This is a genomic window from Pseudoxanthomonas sp. P4_B2 (assembly GCF_056402315.1).
Window position 1 is genome coordinate 168,650 of the sequence record NZ_JBFUHQ010000004.1, and the last position, 17,100, is coordinate 185,749.

14 protein-coding genes are annotated in these 17,100 nt (G+C 63.3%); 12 read left to right on the top strand and 2 right to left on the bottom strand.

The annotated features are described in order from the left end of the window. Nucleotides 1-168: 168 nt before the first annotated feature. The 4 genes from sucC (at nt 169) to AC1DTQ_RS11965 (ending at nt 4,517) form a co-directional block, all read left to right on the top strand. Nucleotides 169-1,332: an ADP-forming succinate--CoA ligase subunit beta gene (gene sucC / locus AC1DTQ_RS11950; protein WP_477849859.1), complete on the top strand. Its 1,164-nt coding sequence runs from the start codon at nt 169-171 to the stop codon at nt 1,330-1,332. 22 nt (nt 1,333-1,354) lie between these two features. Then, the gene (gene sucD / locus AC1DTQ_RS11955) at nt 1,355-2,230 is read left to right on the top strand and encodes a succinate--CoA ligase subunit alpha (protein WP_093286949.1); all 876 of its coding nucleotides are present in this window, start codon (nt 1,355-1,357) and stop codon (nt 2,228-2,230) included. 287 nt (nt 2,231-2,517) lie between these two features. Continuing rightward, nucleotides 2,518-2,889, top strand: coding sequence for an endonuclease domain-containing protein (locus tag AC1DTQ_RS11960; RefSeq protein ID WP_477849860.1), 372 nt, complete (start codon nt 2,518-2,520; stop codon nt 2,887-2,889). Next, complete coding sequence (locus tag AC1DTQ_RS11965) at nt 2,886-4,517, top strand: NAD+ synthase (RefSeq protein ID WP_477849861.1); 1,632 nt, start codon at nt 2,886-2,888, stop codon at nt 4,515-4,517. Before AC1DTQ_RS11960 ends, AC1DTQ_RS11965 begins: the two co-directional genes overlap by 4 nt. Before the next feature lie 198 nt (nt 4,518-4,715). Here the strand turns inward: AC1DTQ_RS11965 and AC1DTQ_RS11970 are convergent, their stop codons facing one another. Then, nucleotides 4,716-5,603 carry an outer membrane protein assembly factor BamD gene (locus AC1DTQ_RS11970; protein WP_477849862.1) on the bottom strand — a complete coding sequence of 296 codons (888 nt, stop codon included), beginning with the start codon at nt 5,601-5,603 and terminating at the stop codon, nt 4,716-4,718. A 98-nt stretch (nt 5,604-5,701) separates the two neighbouring features. Between AC1DTQ_RS11970 and rluD the strand changes: the two genes are divergently transcribed. From rluD to AC1DTQ_RS11990, 4 genes are read left to right on the top strand one after another with little or no spacing between them, the layout of a single operon-like run. Beyond that, on the top strand, nt 5,702-6,706 hold the full coding sequence (rluD, locus tag AC1DTQ_RS11975; protein ID WP_477849864.1) for a 23S rRNA pseudouridine(1911/1915/1917) synthase RluD: 1,005 nt from the start codon (nt 5,702-5,704) through the stop codon (nt 6,704-6,706). Next, nucleotides 6,703-7,476, top strand: coding sequence for a peptidoglycan editing factor PgeF (gene pgeF / locus AC1DTQ_RS11980; RefSeq protein WP_477849865.1), 774 nt, complete (start codon nt 6,703-6,705; stop codon nt 7,474-7,476). The genes rluD and pgeF overlap by 4 nt, the downstream gene beginning before the upstream one ends. Beyond that, the gene (locus tag AC1DTQ_RS11985) at nt 7,473-7,997 is read left to right on the top strand and encodes a DUF4166 domain-containing protein (protein WP_477849866.1); all 525 of its coding nucleotides are present in this window, start codon (nt 7,473-7,475) and stop codon (nt 7,995-7,997) included. The genes pgeF and AC1DTQ_RS11985 overlap by 4 nt, the downstream gene beginning before the upstream one ends. Further along, a complete protein-coding gene (locus AC1DTQ_RS11990; protein WP_477849867.1) occupies nt 7,987-8,400 on the top strand; it encodes a thiol-disulfide oxidoreductase DCC family protein in 414 nt (137 codons plus the stop codon). The genes AC1DTQ_RS11985 and AC1DTQ_RS11990 overlap by 11 nt, the downstream gene beginning before the upstream one ends. A 130-nt stretch (nt 8,401-8,530) precedes the next feature. Here AC1DTQ_RS11990 and AC1DTQ_RS11995 read toward each other — a convergent pair whose 3' ends face one another. Then, complete coding sequence (locus tag AC1DTQ_RS11995) at nt 8,531-10,972, bottom strand: TonB-dependent receptor plug domain-containing protein (protein WP_477849868.1); 2,442 nt, start codon at nt 10,970-10,972, stop codon at nt 8,531-8,533. A 292-nt stretch (nt 10,973-11,264) separates the two neighbouring features. Here AC1DTQ_RS11995 and AC1DTQ_RS12000 point away from each other — a divergent pair, with 292 nt between their 5' ends. The 4 genes from AC1DTQ_RS12000 to AC1DTQ_RS12015 all read left to right on the top strand — a co-directional run bounded on the left by AC1DTQ_RS12000 (nt 11,265) and on the right by AC1DTQ_RS12015 (nt 17,076). Continuing rightward, a complete protein-coding gene (locus AC1DTQ_RS12000) occupies nt 11,265-11,741 on the top strand; it encodes a DUF3574 domain-containing protein (RefSeq protein WP_477850084.1) in 477 nt (158 codons plus the stop codon). A gap of 348 nt (nt 11,742-12,089) precedes the next feature. After that, nucleotides 12,090-13,697 carry a SulP family inorganic anion transporter gene (locus AC1DTQ_RS12005; RefSeq protein WP_477850086.1) on the top strand — a complete coding sequence of 536 codons (1,608 nt, stop codon included), beginning with the start codon at nt 12,090-12,092 and terminating at the stop codon, nt 13,695-13,697. Between the two features lie 239 nt (nt 13,698-13,936). Then, a complete protein-coding gene (gene clpB / locus AC1DTQ_RS12010) occupies nt 13,937-16,537 on the top strand; it encodes an ATP-dependent chaperone ClpB (protein ID WP_477849869.1) in 2,601 nt (866 codons plus the stop codon). Between the two features lie 104 nt (nt 16,538-16,641). After that, nucleotides 16,642-17,076: a hypothetical protein gene (locus AC1DTQ_RS12015; RefSeq protein WP_477849870.1), complete on the top strand. Its 435-nt coding sequence runs from the start codon at nt 16,642-16,644 to the stop codon at nt 17,074-17,076. Nucleotides 17,077-17,100 lie beyond the last annotated feature (24 nt).

Consider the following 17,100-nt stretch of genomic DNA (forward strand, 5'->3'; position numbering starts at 1 on the left):
AGGGGACAGTATAGGGAGTGGCAGTTCTCCGCAGGAGGCCGAGCGGTACGCCTAAGGTCGGTTTTGCACCGCAGCACGGGGTGGGAGACAATAGGCGGCCCATCCGCACCCTCCGGCCAGCCCGGACCCCTGCGCGCGATGCGTTCTGTTCCTCCCTCAAGGTGATGCATGAACTTCCACGAATACCAGGCGAAGCAGTTGTTTGCCGAATACGGCATTGCAGTGCCGGCCGGGCGCATCGCGCGCACGCCGGATGAAGCGGTCGAGGCCGCGAAAGCCATTCCTGGCGACCTCTGGGTGGTCAAGGCCCAGATCCACGCGGGCGGCCGCGGCAAAGCCGGCGGGGTCAAACTCGCCAAGACCCTGGACGAAGTGAAGCAGTACGCCGCTGCCATGCTCGGCACCAAGATGGAAACCTACCAGTCCGGCGGCGTGGCCCTGCCCATCGACACCGTGCTGATCTCCGAAGGCACCGATATCGCCAAGGAGCTGTACCTGTCCGTGTTGGTGGACCGCGCCAGCCAGGCCATCACCTTCATCACTTCCAGCGAAGGCGGCGTGGACATCGAGACGGTCGCCCGCGAAACGCCGGAGAAGATCCAGACCCTGGATGTGAACTTCGTGCAAGGCCTGCAGCCGTACCAGACCCGCGAAGTCGGCTTCGCCCTGGGCCTGGACGCCAAGCAGGTGAACCAGCTGAGCAAGATCATGCTGGGCCTATACAAGCTGTTCAACGAAAAGGACCTGGCCCTGGTCGAACTCAACCCGCTGGCCATCCTCACCAACGGCAATCTGGCCGTGCTGGACGGTAAGGTCAATTCCGACGACAACGCCTCCTTCCGTCATGCCGATTTGGTCGCTATGCGCGACAAGTCGCAGGAAGACGAAACCGAAGTGCTGGCCAGCGAAAACGACCTGAACTACGTGACCATGGACGGCAACATCGGCTGCATGGTCAATGGTGCGGGCCTGGCCATGGCCACCATGGACGTGATCAAGCTCAGCGGCGGCGAACCGGCCAACTTCCTGGACGTGGGCGGCGGAGCCACCAAGGAACGCGTGACCACGGCGTTCAAGCTGATCCTGTCCAGCGACAAGGTCAAGGCGATCTTCGTCAACATCTTCGGCGGCATCGTTCGCTGCGACATGATCGCCGAAGGCATCATCGCCGCGGTCAAGGACGTAGGCGTCAAAGTGCCGGTAATCGTCCGTTTGGAAGGCACGAATGTCGAAGCCGGCAAGGCGCTGCTGCGCGAATCCGGCCTGGCCATCATCACCGCCGACGACATCAACGATGGCGCCAAGAAGGCCGTTGCGGCCGTCGCTGCCTGAGCCACGAGACTAGGAATAATCCATGAGCGTTTTGGTCAACAAGAACACCAAGGTCATCGTGCAGGGCTTCACCGGCCAGCAGGGCACCTTCCACGCCACCCAGATGGTCGAATACGGCACCCAGGTCGTGGGCGGCGTGACCCCGGGTAAGGGCGGCACTACCCATATCGAACTGCCGGTGTTCAACACCGTGCGCGAAGCGGTGGCTTCCACCGGCGCCGACGCGTCGGTCATCTACGTGCCGCCGCCGTTCGCGGCCGATGCGATCCTGGAAGCGGCCGACGCTGGCATCCGGGTGATCGTCTGCATCACCGAAGGCATCCCGGTGCTGGACATGCTGCGGGTCAAGAACACGCTGAAGGGCTACCCGAACACCACGCTGATTGGCCCAAACTGCCCCGGCATCATCACGCCGGGCGAGTGCAAGATCGGCATCATGCCGGGCCACATCCACTTGCCTGGCAAGATCGGCATCGTCTCGCGTTCGGGCACGTTGACCTATGAAGCGGTCAAGCAGACCACCGACGTGGGCCTGGGCCAAAGCACCTGCATCGGCATCGGCGGCGACCCGATCAACGGCGTCAACTTCGTCGATGCACTGAAGTTGTTCAACGAGGATCCGCAGACCGAGGGCATCATCATGGTCGGCGAGATCGGCGGTTCGGCCGAGGAAGAAGGCGCCGAGTACATCGCCAAGTACGTGAAGAAGCCGGTGGTCGGCTTCATCGCCGGCGCCTCGGCTCCGGCCGGCAAGCGCATGGGCCACGCCGGCGCGATCGCGTCTGGCGGCAAGGGCACGGCCGAAGGCAAGTTCGCGGCAATGGAAGCGGCAGGCGTGGTAACGGTGCGTTCGCCGGGTGACCTGGGTGCGGCGATCGCCAAGCTGGTGAAGAAGTAAGTTTTCTCGCTATTGTTTCTTGCAGAAGGCCGCCTTGTGCGGCCTTTTGTTTGTCTGGTGCAAAAGCGCCCTCATCCGCCCTCTGGGCACCTTCTCCCGCAAGCGGGAGAAGGGCTGCTGTCTGGCTTGCGGCGAACGTTCGGACTGGGTCGGGGGTCGTCGTCGCCAAAACGAAGAACCCCTCTCCCGCTTGCGGGAGAGGGGTAGGGGTGAGGGCGCGGCATTTCCTTACATCCCTGGCTCTCCCTTGGCCTTAACCTGCAGTCCGGCCACACCGGAACGCAAGGATGCGTGAACGACAGAAGACCCGCTTCGCTCGGCATTTGCGCCGGCACATGACTGATGCTGAGGCTTCGCTCTGGCACCATCTGCGCAATCGAACCCTGATGGGCTGCAAATTCCGCCGCCAGCATCCCATTGGTCCCTACATCGTTGATTTCGCCTGCATCGAACGGCAGCTGGTGATCGAACTTGATGGCAGTCAGCACGCAGGGAGTGCCAGCGATTTCGCTCGGACAAGCTGGATCCAGGAAAACGGCTACCGCGTCCTCCGTTTCTGGAACAATGACCCCTTGCGCCAACAGCAGGTGGTACTCGCCGTGATACTTGAAGCCTTGGAAAGCGCCGGACTACACGCGGACAGCGAGACGGCGCCATGACCCTCCGCATCGCCCTGGCCCAATTCGATTTCCCCGTCGGCGCCGTCTACCAGAACGCCGAACGCATTTCGGCGATGATCGCCGAGGCGCGCGATACGCATGGTGCGGACCTGGTGCTGTTCCCCGAGCTGGCGATCAGCGGCTATCCGCCGGAAGACCTGTTGATGCGTCCCGGATTCCTGCGCGATTGCGAGGCCGCATTGCAACAGGTCGCCGCTTCCACGCAGGGGATCGTCGCCGTGGTCGGCTGGCCACAATCGGCGGGCAGTGTGGTCTACAACGCGGCCAGCGTATTGCGCGACGGAGGAGTGGAAACCACCTACCGCAAACGCGAGCTGCCCAACTACGCGGTCTTCGACGAACGACGCTACTTCGATGTCGATCCGGATGGCGGTGCCTGCGTATTCGATGTGGCCGGGGTGCCGGTCGGGCTGGTGATCTGCGAGGACCTGTGGTTCGCCGAGCCGCTGGGTGAAACCCGCGACGCCGGGGCGCAGCTGGTGATGGTGCCGAACGCTTCGCCGTTCGAACGCGACAAGCACGCGCAGCGCGACGCGCTGCTGGCGCAGCGGGTCAGCGAGACCGGCGTGGCCCTGGCTTATCTCAACGTGGTGGGCGGGCAGGACGCGCTGGTGTTCGACGGCGCCTCGGTGTTGGCCGATGGCGATGGCTTGGTGCATTCGGCGGCGCGCGCGTTCGAGGATCACTGGCTGGTCGCCGACTACGACGCCGACGCGCGTAAGTTCACGCCGCTGGAATGGCCGTGCGAAGGGGACGAAGGCCGCGACGGACTGGCCTGGCGCGCGGTGGTGCGCGGCACGCGCGATTATTGCCTGAAGAACGGTTTCTCGAAGGTGTGGCTGGGGCTCTCCGGCGGCATCGATTCGGCGCTGGTGCTGGCGATCGCGGTGGACGCGCTGGGCGCGGACAACGTCACTGCAGTGCGGCTGCCTTCGCGCTACACGGCCGATCTTTCCAACGATCTGGCCGCCGAGCAGTGCGCGACGATGGGCGTGAAGCTGGAGACGATTCCGATAGAGGCGCCCTTCAAGGGCTTCATCGAGGCTTTGGGGCCGGTCTTCGCGGGCCGTGAGGCCGACACCGCCGAGGAAAACCTGCAGTCGCGCAGCCGTGGCGTGATCATGATGGCGCTGTCCAACAAGCTGGGTGGGCTGCTGCTCACAACCGGCAACAAGAGCGAGTACGCGGTCGGCTACGCCACCATCTACGGCGACATGTGCGGCGGTTACGCGCCGATCAAGGATCTGTACAAGACCGAGGTGTTCGCGCTGGCGCGCTGGCGCAATACGGTAGGCGGTACGCCGGTGATCCCCGAGGCGGTCATCTCTCGCCCGCCTTCGGCCGAACTGCGCGAGAACCAAACCGACCAGGATTCCTTGCCGCCCTATGACGTGCTGGATGCGATCCTGCTGCGCTATGTGGACCAGGAACAGTCGCGCGATGAGATCGTCGCGGCGGGATTTGAGGCCAGCGTGGTCGACCGAATGCTGCGGCTGGTGAGAATCAACGAATGGAAACGCCATCAGGCGGCACCCGGACCGAAAGTGTCGCGGCGCGCGTTCGGACGCGAGCGACGTTATCCGATTAGCAACAAGTATCCGGGGTAAAGGCTTTTCCTTCTCCCATCGGGAGAAGGTGCCCGGAGGGCGGATGAGGGAATGGATTGTCAGTTTGTAATGGACTTTTCGCGGGTTGGAATTCTCCCTCCATCCTCCGTCGCTTCGCGTCCCCTTCTCAGCTTTGCACACCCTCCGGGCGCCGGTGGGAGAAGGGAGAAAAAAAAGGGGCCTTGCGGCCCCTTTTTCTTAGTTCTTCTTCTTCATGTCGACCGCCGATTTCTCCCCGGCGAACGGGTTGAGCTTGCGGATCGGGGAAGGGTAGTCCGGCCAGTTGCCGCTCAGCCAAGGGTGCTGCGGATCGTTCTGCTGCAATACGCGGCGGGCGTCGGCAGCCAGGGTTTCGTTGCCCAGATGCGTATAGGCCTCGCCAAGTACGGCGACGGCGTCGTTCTGGTATTCGCTTTGCGGATAGGTTTCCAGCAGGTACTTGGCGCGGGCGGCGGCCGAAACCCAGGCGTCGCGGCGCAGGTAATACAGCGCAGTATCCAATTCATGGCGTGCGAACAGGTTGCGCAGCGCGATCATGCGCTGGCGCGCGTCCGCGGCATAGCGGCTGTTCGGATAGCTTTCGGCCAGCTTGTTGAAGTCGTTGTAGCCCTGCAAGGGCGTGGCCAGATCGCGACGGCTGGCGTCGAGTTTCCACACCTTCTGCAGGAACACCGTGTCGCGCCCCGAGTTGGCGAGGCCGCGCAGGTAGTACATGTAGGGCACGTTGCGCTGGGTGGGATAGGTGCGGATGAAACGGTCCACGGTGGAAACCGTATCGTCCATCTTGCCGGACTTGAACTGAGCGTAGGCCGTTTCCATCAGCGCCTGCTCGGTGTAAGGACCGTACGGATATTGCGCGATCAGCTGGCGGAAGGTGACTTCGGCCCGATCCCAGTTGCCGCCGACCATGGATGCGTGCGCCTTCTCGTAGATTTCCTCGACGGGCTTGCCTTCGAGGGAATCCTTGTCCTTCTTGAAGAACTTGCCGCAACCGGTACCGGTAAAGGCCACCACCAGCATTAGGGCGACGATGCGCAGGAAAGCGGGGCGGGCGGGGACGGAACGGGTCGTGAGGCGCTGGGTCATGGGCTGGCGGAAGGCCGCGGCAGGGAATTTGGAACGGCGATGATAGCCTAGGCGCTGCCCAAGCCATGAACGTGCGGCCAACGTGCCGCCTGCAAAGCATGACCGAACCCACCCAGATCGAACCCACGGACGACGTCGCCGACGAGGTTTCCACCCGAACCGCTGTGGTCCCGGCCAGTGCAGGCGGGCGGCGCTTCGACGCGGTCCTGGCCGAGCTGTTCCCCGAATATTCACGCACCCGCCTGTCCGAATGGATCAAGTCGGGCGCTGCCCGCCTCAACGACGAAGTGGTGCGCGGCCGCGACCCGGTGCGCGGCGGCGAGACCGCCCAGCTGGAAGTGGTGCTGGACACCCAGACCCATGCCCTGCCCGAGGACATCCCGCTCGACATCCTGTACGAAGACGCCGACGTGTTCGTGCTCAACAAGCCGGCCGGGCTGGTGGTGCATCCGGGGGCCGGCAACCCGAGCGGCACCCTGGTCAACGCGCTGCTTTTCCGCGACCCGTCGCTGTCGCTGGTGCCGCGCGCGGGTATCGTCCACCGCCTGGACAAGGACACCAGCGGAGTCATGGTGGTCGCGCGTAATCTGCCGGCGCACACCGCGTTGGTGGAGCAGCTGTCCTCGCGCGAAGTGCATCGCCAGTATCTGGCGATCGTGGTCGGATCGATGGTGTCAGGCGGCACGGTCAACGCGCCGATCGACCGCCATTCGCGCGATCGCATCCGCATGTCGGTGCGTGAGGAAGGACGCGATGCGGTCACCCACTACCGTCTACGCGAACGCTTCCGCGCACACACGGCTCTGGAATGCAGGCTGGAAACCGGCCGCACCCACCAGATCCGCGTGCACATGGCCCATCTGAAATATCCGATCGTGGGCGATCCCTTGTACGGCGGTCCGCTGAAACTGCCCAAGCACGCCACGGAAGAACTCATCGCGGCCTTGCGCGGCTTCAAGCGCCAGGCGCTGCATGCCGAAACCCTGGAGTTCAAGCACCCGGCCACCGGCGAACCGCTGCGCGTGTCAGCGCCGGTGCCGCAGGACATGCTCAACCTGCTCGCCGCGCTGCGCGCCGATGGCGAGGCGCAGAAGCGGAGATGAACGCGGCAATAGAGGCGCAGTGGCCGGTGGCGGCAAAGGTGCGCGCCTTCACCACGGTGCGCCACGGCGCCGGCAGCTCGCTGCCGCCGTTCGATCATTTCAACCTGGGTAATCGCACCGCCGCCGACGGGGATGATCCGGTGACGGTTGAGCGCAATCGTGTCGAGCTGATCGAACGCTTCGCGCTGCCTTCGGCACCGCATTGGTTGCGGCAGGTGCATGGGACCGACGTGTTGCGGTTTGACGCTCCTGCCCCGTCCCCTGCCTTCGCAAGGGAAGGTGCCGAGCCCGTCGCCGATGCATCCGTGACCTCTGTGCCGGGTGTGGTGCTGACCATCCTCACCGCCGACTGCCTGCCGGTCGTGTTCGCTAACGAAGAGGGCAGCGAGATCGGCACGGCGCACGCGGGCTGGCGCGGACTGGCCAATGGCGTGCTGGAGAACACCGTGGCAGCGATGCGTTCGCCTGCGCACGCATTGATCGCATGGCTCGGGCCGGCCGCTGGGCCACAGGCTTACGAAATCGGGCAGGAAGTATTCGATACTTTCGTGAGCACGGATGCGGAGGCAGCTTCGGCTTTCGTGTCCACGCGCCCCGGCCACTGGCGCGTCGATCTATATGCATTGGCAAGGCTGCGCCTGGTGAAACTCGGTCTCACTCGCGTGCATGGCGGCGACCTCTGCACAATTTCAGACCCGCAGCGCTTTTATTCGCATCGCCGCGACGCACGCACCGGCCGCATGGCGACCGTGGCGTGGATGCAGCCGTGAGCGCGCCACTGTTCCAGCGCGTGCTGGGCGCGGAGTTCGAAACCTTGCCCCCTGCCGTCAGGGCGCTGCATACGGCAAGCGGCCATCGCGGCTATCAAGGCCAGGTGGAAGTGGTGCGCGGCGGGAATCCACTGGCGCGCTTGTTCGCCTGGGCCACGCGCCTGCCGCCTGCAGGACAAGGCGAGGTCGAGGTGGAGATAGACGCAAGCGGCGAAGAAGAGAAATGGACGCGCCATATCGGCGGTCATGCGATGCCCTCCCGCTTGTGGGAACAGGACGGACTGCTGTGCGAACAACTGGGTCTGGCGCGTTTTGGATTCCGGCTGACGGTGGAGGAGGGTGGCATCGTCTGGCGGATGGCCCGCGTCTCGGCGCTGGGCCTGCCTTTGCCTGCACGCTGGTTCGGCAAAGTGCAGGCGCGCGAGTCGGAATTGGAGGGACGTTATCGTTTCGATGTCACAGCCGCGCTACCTGTCGTGGGAATGCTGGTGCGCTACCGGGGTTGGCTGGATGTCGGTTGACTCTCTGCCGTCCGGCGACGCACCGGTCGTCGTGTTCGATGGCATCTGCGTGTTGTGCAACAGCTGGGTGCGTTTTCTCTTGAAGCGCGACCGTGGCCGCTATCGTTTTGTGGCGATGCAATCGGAAAGCGGCCGTGCGCTGCTGTCTGCGCATGGGCTGAACGCGGACGATCCTGCCTCCTTCTTGCTGGTGGACAATGGTGTCGCGTGGACCGATACCGATGCCATCCGCTGGCTGCTGACCGGCCTGGGCGGCGCGTGGCGAATTGCCGCACTGATCGGAATGATTCCCCATTTCCTTCGCGACCCGCTCTACCGGACCATTGCGCGCAACCGGTATCGCTGGTTCGGTACGACCGCTTGCACGATTCCCGACGAAGAGCAGCGCAGCCGGTTTCTATAGCCGCCGACTCACGCGTGACGTGATTCGCCTGTAGGAGCGACGCGAGTCGCGAAGCTCTGAATCTTTGAAGTCCACGTGCTTCGCGGCTTGCGCCGCTCCTACAAGAGCGTTGCGCTTACGAACTGAGGAATCAAAACGTATAGCGGATCCGCGAGTAGTAGTACGCGCCATTGCTGCCGATCGGCGACAGCACGTCATAGGGCAGGTTGCCGAAATAAGCGATATCGTCGATGGACCGGTCCGGATATTCGTCGGTCAGATTCTGCCCGCCCAGCGCCACACTCCATTTCGGTGTGATGCGGTATTCCACTTCCGCATCCAGCTGCCATTCCGCGCCATAGGTCTGCTTCGGCTCGAAACCGCCGCCGAAGTTGAATACGCGCGTGGCGCTGCCGTGACGGCTGACGCGGCCGAGCAGGCTCCACTTGTCGCTGTTCCAGTTGGCCGACAGCAACGCGCGGGTACGCGGCGCGGCATCGGTCAAGGTGTTGCTCTCCTCGATGCCGAACAGCACGTAGTCCGGATCCAGCGCCTGCAGTTCGGCCGGGGTCGCGGTGATGCGCTTGATCTCGGTTTTGGCGTAGCTGTAGGTGCCGCTGAGCAACAGATCGCCGCCGCCCAGCTTCTGGCGCCAGTTGGCCACTAGTTCCGCGCCTTCGGTGCGCGTGTCGGCCGCGTTGATGAAGAAATTGACACTCTGCACGCCGGGCACTCCGAATTCGTCTTCCACGAACTCGGTTAGCGCGTCGCCGCTGATGCGCTCGGTGAGGGCCACGCGGTCGTCGATGTCGATGCGGAACACGTCCAGCGACACATCGAAGTTCTCGCCAATCTTGCTGGTGAAGCCCAGGCTGAAGTTCACCGACTTTTCCGGTTCCAGCGGCTGGGCTCCCAACGCCTGCGCGATGGGATTGTTGACCGATAGCAGGCGGCCCTGCAGCAGCTGGCCGGAAGCGTCGTAGCCGGTGGAAGTGGCTTCGTAGCCGATCTGGCTCAACGACGGTGCGCGGAAGTTGTTGGATATCGAGCCACGCAGGGCGAATGCGGGCGCGAACTGGTAGCGCGCCGCCAGCTTGCCGGTGAGTTCGCCGCCGAAATCGTCGTAGTGCTCGTAGCGCGCCGCGACATCGGTGGTGAATTTCTCGCCGAACTCGCTGGACAGGCTGGCGTAGAGGCTGGACACGTCGCGCGACAGGTGCGCTACGTCCTGCGGGGTCAGCCCGCCGCCGGCCTGCGAGCCGGTCGGCCGGTCGGTAAACGGACCCGCCGCGTAGGAGGCGGGATCGCCGGCGCCGGTGTCGTATTGCTCACGGCGGAATTCCAGCCCCGTGGCGAAAGTGTGGTGATTTTCGCCGGCATCGAAGCCGCGGCTGACGTCGAAGTTGGCCAGGGTCTGTTCGAACTCGTAGTCGCCGGTCTTGAATTGGGTGGGGCTGCCCGGGCCTAGCGAGGCGTTCAAGGAATTCTCAAGGCGATAGGTAAAGGCATTGCGGCCGTAATTGAGGCTGGCGTCGTAGTCCCAATCGCCCCACTGACCACGCAGGCCGGCCACGCCGGACACATCGAGGTTCTCGCCGATGGAAATCGGGCGGTAGCCGTCCGGGTAGACTTCCTTCCAGTTGGCCACGCCATCGGGATAGCGGAAGTAATTGGCGCCGCGCGTATCGCTCTGGTGATAGGTACCGAAGGCATAGAACTCCGCGTTCTCGCCCACCGGCACTGCGCTGTTAAGCCAAGCGTTGAGCGCCTTGGATTCGCCATCGCCGAGGTAATAGTTGCGCTTGCCAGCCAGGGCCAGGTTGTCGGGCGTCTGCTCCTCAAAGAACGGAATCTGGTCGAAACCGGCGCGATTGGTGCCCTCGCGATTCTTCAACTCCAAGCCGACGCGGAAAAAACCGTCGTCGCCGATGCCGCTGCCGACCTGCGCGCTGGCGAAACTGGTCTGGCCGTCGGTAACGGTTTGGCCGATCGGCTCGACATCCGTGTGGTGGGCCCCGAAGCTGGCTTCGTACGATCCGCCTTCCGGCGCGTCGTTGAGGATGACGTTGATGACACCCGCGACCGCATCGGAACCGTATTGCGCACCAGCCCCGTCGCGCAGCACTTCGATGCGTTTGATCGCGCTGACCGGGATGGCGTTGAAGTCCACCGGCGTGGTGCCCTTGCCGATCTTGCTATCGGTGTTGACCAACGCGCTGGTATGCCGGCGCTTGCCGTTGACCAGCACCAGGATCTGGTTGGGGCTCAACCCGCGCAGTTGCGCTGCGCGGATATGATCGGCGCCGCCGGAGTTGGACTGACGCGGGAAATTGAACGAAGGCAACAGCGCCTGCAGCGCACTGCCCAATTCGCCGTTCAACACGCCTGCCTTGCGGATGTCTTCTGCTGTCAGCACGTCGATGGGCGAAGTGGATTCCAGCACGGTACGGTCGGTGGCACGGGTGCCGGTAACGATGACGGTGTCCAGGTTGGTGGCTTCTGCCACGGTTTCGGTGGCGTCCTGCGCGAAGGCAGGGCCGGCGAGTGCCAGTGCGATGGCGACGCCAAGCGGCGTCACGAAGGGGTGGGACATGGAGACTCCTGGGGGTTCGAAAGTGGGCGGCGGCTGCGATGGGGCGACGACGTGCTCAGCAGTAACAGCTGTCGTGGCCGGTGGGGTAATGGAGAAAAAGCATCACGGGCAGTCGTCGCAGGCGCAAGTATCTTGGAATGCAGATACCTTAATTGCATAAGTGCGTGCACGGCAGGACCCTGGCATGCGCGTTGAGCATCAACTCATGCCGTACGGTTATTTCGGGTGCGGGTAAGATGAAACCAGAGTATCGGCCTGTTTTCCTGGAGCGACCCTGATGTTTGTACGCGGCATGCTGTTACGCGGCGCCTTGATCGGACTGCTGGCGACGTTGGGCGCTTGCGTCACCCATGCGCCGGCAGGTTCTGCTCCGACGGCCGTCTCCGCCACCCTGCAGGGGGATGCGGCGCGGCCTTCGCTAGCGCAGGGCTGGGTGCGCAGCGAGCTTTATTTCGGCGTGGGCGAGGAAAGCGGCCCGGCCGACCGTCCGCAAGCCGAGCCGATCAGCGAAGCGCAGTGGCGCGCGTTCCTGGACAAGGAAGTGACGCCGCGTTTTCCCGATGGCCTGACCGTGTTCGATGCATACGGCCAGTGGCTGTTCCGTGGAGCCAAGGAGCCGAACCGGCTTGGGACCAAAGTACTGGTGATCTTGCACGAGGACACACCGCAGCGGACGGCGGATATCGAGGCGATAAGGCTGGCGTGGAAACAGGCGACCAAGCATCAGTCGGTGTTATGGTCGAAGCAAGCGGCGGAGGTTTCGTTCTGAAACGGCGTTCCTAAAAGACACTCTTGGTGCCGAAGGCGGATGGGGTGCACTTCGCATGATTCTTCAGTAGAAAGCAAAATCGTTTCGCGCGTTGCGCGAGTCACTTTTCTTTGAACGGCAAAGAAAAGTAACCAAAAGAAAGCCGCCCTAACGTCGCGCCCGACGATACAGCCGTCGGGTCCGCAAGCGGCGCAGGAATTTCCGTAAGGCGCATCCTGCGCCTCCGGAAACGGCGCACATCCTTGTGCGCCGCCCCTTCGGGGTTTGCCTGCGCCACTTGCCGCGACTCACGGGGTTTTGGTGCAAAAGCAAAAAAAGAAGCAAGATCAAAATCAGCGACCCCCGCCAATTAGCGAGCCAAGAATGTCCTCAACTCCCGCACCCTCTCGCCGCTGGTTCGTAGCAGGCGACCTCAACGGCTTCTTCGGACTGGTGGTCGACAATCTGTCGATCCTTGGGTTCATCGCCATGGCCTTGATCGGGATCTTCGGGTTTCCCGCTGAGGTGGTGTACCAGCGCATGTTTCCCGGCACAGCGCTGGGGGTGCTGGTGGGCAACCTGATCTATACCTGGATGGCGCGCAGGCTGGCGGCCAAGACCGGTCGCGATGACGTCACCGCGATGCCTTTGGGCTTGGACGCGCCGACTAGTATCGGCATGGCGTTGTTGGTGCTGGGGCCGGCGTTCGTCGGCTTCAAGCAGCAGGGAATGGATCCGCAGGCGGCGGCCATCGCTACCTGGCAATTGGGCATGGCGTCGTTGATCGTGATGGGCGTGTTGAAGCTGGTGCTCTCGTTCTTCGGCGATGCGGTGACGCGCATGGTTCCGCGTGCCGGCCTACTCGGTTCCATTGGCGGCGCCGCGCTGACACTGCTCGGCTTCCTGCCGCTCATCGAAACCCTGCGCTCGCCGGTCGTAGGTTTCGTCACCTTCGGTCTGTTGCTGTACGTGCTAGTCGCCAAGGGAAAACTGCCGGTGAAGATTCCCGGCGTGCTGCTGGCCTTCATTGTGGGCACTACGCTGTATTACGGCCTGGGTCTGGCCGGGCTGGGGACGCCCGGATTCGCGTTGCCGGAGGCGGTGCCGCTCAACTTCACCTTGCCGCTGCCTACGCTCGGCTTCATCGATGGGCTTCCGGCCACCGTTCCGTATCTGCCTTTGCTGCTGCCGTTCGGCCTGCTGATGGTGGTTGGCGGCATCAACGTCAGCGAAAGCGCGCGTGCGGCCGGCGACGACTACCGCACCCGCGATGTGTTGCTCGCCGAAGCGATTTCCACGCTGGTCGCCGGTTTCTGCGGCGGCGTGGCGCAGACCACGCCCTATATCGGCCAGCCCGCGTACAAGCACATGGGCGCGCGCAGCGGCTACACCTTGTTGACGGGGTTATTTATCGGCCTGGGTGGCGTTCTGGGCTACGTCTCTGGCCTAGTGCAGTGGCTGCCGTTGGCGGTGCTGGCGCCGATCATCGTTTATGTGGGGCTGGACATCACCGTGCAGGCTTTCCACGAGACGCCGCGCAAGCACGCGATCGCCGTCGCATTGGGCTTCCTGCCTTCCGTCGCCTATCTGCTCAACATAAAGTTCGGCAATCCGGCGTGGATTCCACCGGAGAAGTTCGCAGAGCTCTACAACGGCACGGACGGACACGGCTTGCCGGACCTCGCCACCATCGTGACCTTGGGCAACGGGTTCATCATCACCGCCATGATCTGGACTACGGCCTTGGTGGCGATGATCGACGGGCGCCTGCGTCATGCCGTGCTGGCCTTGCTGTTCGGCGCGGCGCTGACCTTGTTCGGTTTCATCCACTCGGTGGATCCGCGTGGCGGGATCTATCTGCCGTGGGATCTGGTGGACCTGCCCAAGGTCATCATGTGGCAGTTCTTCGGGGCTTATGTGGCATTGGCGGTATTGCTGGGTTTGCTGTCGCTGCAGAAGCCCAAAGAACTGGCATAGGGCGGGCACTGCCCGCCGACTTTTTTGCGGTACGAAAACTAGGCGGGCAATGCCCGCCTACATGGCTCTTGGTCTTGGATTGCGCCGAGAGCAAATCCCCCTCATTCCCCCTTTTTCAAGGGGGGGGTCGAGCGGATGCATATACGAACGGGCCGCGCGACCTTGAATCACCTGGCTTTCAACCGCATCTGGATAGCATTGCCGGCACGCCGGCCACCCCTTTCCAGAGGTAATCCCCAATGCGGATGGACAAGCTCACTTCGCGCTTCCAGCAGGCGCTGGCCGACGCGCAATCGCTGGCCGTAGGCCGCGACCACAATATGATCGAACCGGTGCATGTGCTTACCGCGTTACTGGACCAGTCCGACGGCAGTACCCGGCCGTTGCTGGCCCAGGCCGGCGTCAACGTGCCAGTGCTGCGCGAGCGCCTAGTCGAGGCGCTGGACAAGCTGCCCAAGGTTTCCGGACAGGCCGGCAATCTGTCCATCGGCAACGACCTCAACCGCCTGCTCAACGTCACCGACAAACTGGCTCAGCAGCATGGCGACCAGTTCATCGCCAGCGAGTGGTTCGTGCTGGCCGCGTTCGAAGACAAGGGCGCCTTGGGCATGGCCTTGCGTGCCGCAGGCGCGGACAAAACCAGGCTGGAGGCGGCGATCGAAAAGATCCGCGGCGGCGAGAGCGTGCAGTCCGAAAACGCCGAGGAACAGCGCCAGGCGTTGGAGAAATACACCATCGACCTGACCCAGCGCGCCGAGTCCGGGAAACTTGACCCGGTGATCGGCCGCGACGAGGAAATCCGCCGCACCATCCAGGTCCTACAGCGCCGCACCAAGAACAACCCGGTGCTGATCGGCGAACCCGGCGTGGGCAAGACCGCGATAGTGGAGGGCCTGGCCCAGCGTATCGTCAACGGCGAAGTGCCCGAAGGCCTGAAGAATCGCCGCGTGCTGTCGCTGGACATGGGCGCGCTGATCGCCGGCGCCAAGTTCCGCGGCGAGTTCGAGGAACGGCTGAAAGCGGTCCTCAACGACCTGTCCAAGACCGAAGGGCAGGTGATCCTGTTCATCGACGAACTGCACACCATGGTTGGCGCGGGCAAGGCCGAAGGCTCCATGGATGCCGGCAACATGCTCAAGCCGGCGTTGGCGCGCGGCGAGCTGCACTGCATCGGCGCGACCACCCTGGACGAATACCGCAAGTACGTGGAGAAGGATGCGGCGCTGGAACGACGCTTCCAGAAAGTCTTCGTGGGCGAACCGACGGTGGAGGACACCATCGCCATCCTGCGCGGGCTGAAGGAACGCTATGCCGTGCACCACGGCGTGGAGATCACCGACCCGGCCATCGTCGCCGCCGCCACGCTCTCGCATCGCTATATCGCCGATCGCCAGCTGCCAGACAAAGCGATCGATCTGATGGACGAAGCGGCCTCGCGCATCCGTATGGAGATCGACTCCAAGCCCGAGGAACTCGATCGTAAGGAACGCCGCCTGATCCAGCTGAAGATCCAGCGCGAGATGCTGAAGAAGGAAAAGGACGACGAATCGAAGAAGCGCCTGGCCGATCTGGAAGCGGACATCGAATCGCTGGAGCGCGAGTTCTCCGATTTGAACGAAGTGTGGAAATCGGAAAAGGCCGCGTTGCAGGGCGCGACCAAGGTGAAGGAGCAGATCGAGCAGGCGAAACTCGAACTCGAAGCCGCCCAGCGCCACCAGGACTACGCCCGCATGAGCGAGATCCAGTACGGCCTGCTGCCGGAACTGGAGAAACAGCTCAAGGCCGCGCAGGAAGTGGACCAGAAGGATTTCAAGTTGGTCCAGGACCGGGTGACCGCCGAGGAGATCGCCGAAGTCGTATCGCGCTGGACCGGCATTCCGGTCAGCAAGATGCTGGAAGGCGAACGCGAGAAGCTGCTGAAGATGGAGTCCCAGCTGCATGCGCGGGTGGTTGGCCAGGAAGAGGCGATCAAAGTCGTCTCCGATGCGATGCGCCGTTCCCGTGCTGGCCTGTCCGATCCCAACCGGCCGACCGGTTCTTTCCTGTTCCTCGGTCCGACCGGCGTGGGCAAGACCGAGCTGTGCAAGGCGCTGGCCGAATTCCTCTTCGACAGCAGCGACGCCATGATCCGCATCGATATGAGCGAGTTCATGGAGAAGCACTCGGTGGCCCGTCTGATCGGCGCGCCTCCGGGTTACGTCGGCTACGAGGAAGGCGGTTACCTGACCGAAGCGGTGCGCCGTCGTCCGTATTCGCTGATCCTGCTGGACGAGGTAGAAAAAGCGCACAGCGATGTATTCAACATCTTGCTGCAGGTGCTGGACGACGGCCGTCTGACCGATGGGCAGGGCCGCACGGTGGATTTTCGCAATACGGTCATCGTGATGACCTCCAACCTCGGCTCGCAGATGATCCAGGACATGTCCGATAACAGCGGGTCGGCCGACGACTCGGCCGAGTCCTATACGCAGATGAAAGCCGCGATCATGGGCGTGGTGCAGAGCCATTTCCGTCCGGAGTTCATCAACCGGCTGGACGACATCGTGGTGTTCCATCCGCTCGACAAAGCACAGATCCGCGATATCGCCAAGATCCAGTTGAAAGGGCTGGAGAAGCGGCTGGGCGAACGTGGGCTGCGCATCGAGTTGGAAGACAGCGCTTTGCAGTTGCTGGGCAACGTGGGCTTCGACCCGGTGTACGGCGCGCGTCCGCTCAAACGCGCTATCCAGCAGCAGCTGGAGAATCCGTTGGCGCAGAAGATCCTGGCCGGCGAGTTCGCCAGCGGCGACACGATACGGGTAGGAGCCAGCGGCGGCGGCCTGGTTTTTACGCGCGGTTAATCCACGGGCGTTAGCATCGCATCGCGATCTGTAGTTGCCTTACAGACACATGGCCGCGTTTTTGCGGCCATCTCCGTTCAATGCGTTCTCATGGAGGAAACACGATGCACAAGACAATTTTCGGAGGCGTGCTCGCCCTGGGCCTGGCAGTGACCGCGTTGCCGGCGGCTGCGCAGAACCTGACTTGCAAACTCACCTTCAGTTCTTCTAGCTGGTCGATTTTCTACAAGACCACCAGTGGCACCGGGGTAGTGAAGTGCAGCAACGGCCAGAGCCTGGCGGTCAGGATCTCCGCCAAGGGCGGCGGCCTGACGGTAGGCAAATCCAAGATCACCAACGGTTTTGGCGAATTCGCCGAAGTCAGGGAGATCCACGATGTGCTGGGCAGTTACGCGGCGGCCGAAGCGCATGCCGGCACCGAAAGATCCGCCCATGCGCAGGCAATGACCAACGGCAAGGTGTCGCTGGCGCTGGCCGGTAAAGGCGAAGGTTGGGACCTGGGTGTGGCCTTCACCAAATTCACCTTGAGTGCGCGCTAACGGTTGCAAGAGCCTGTGGATCTG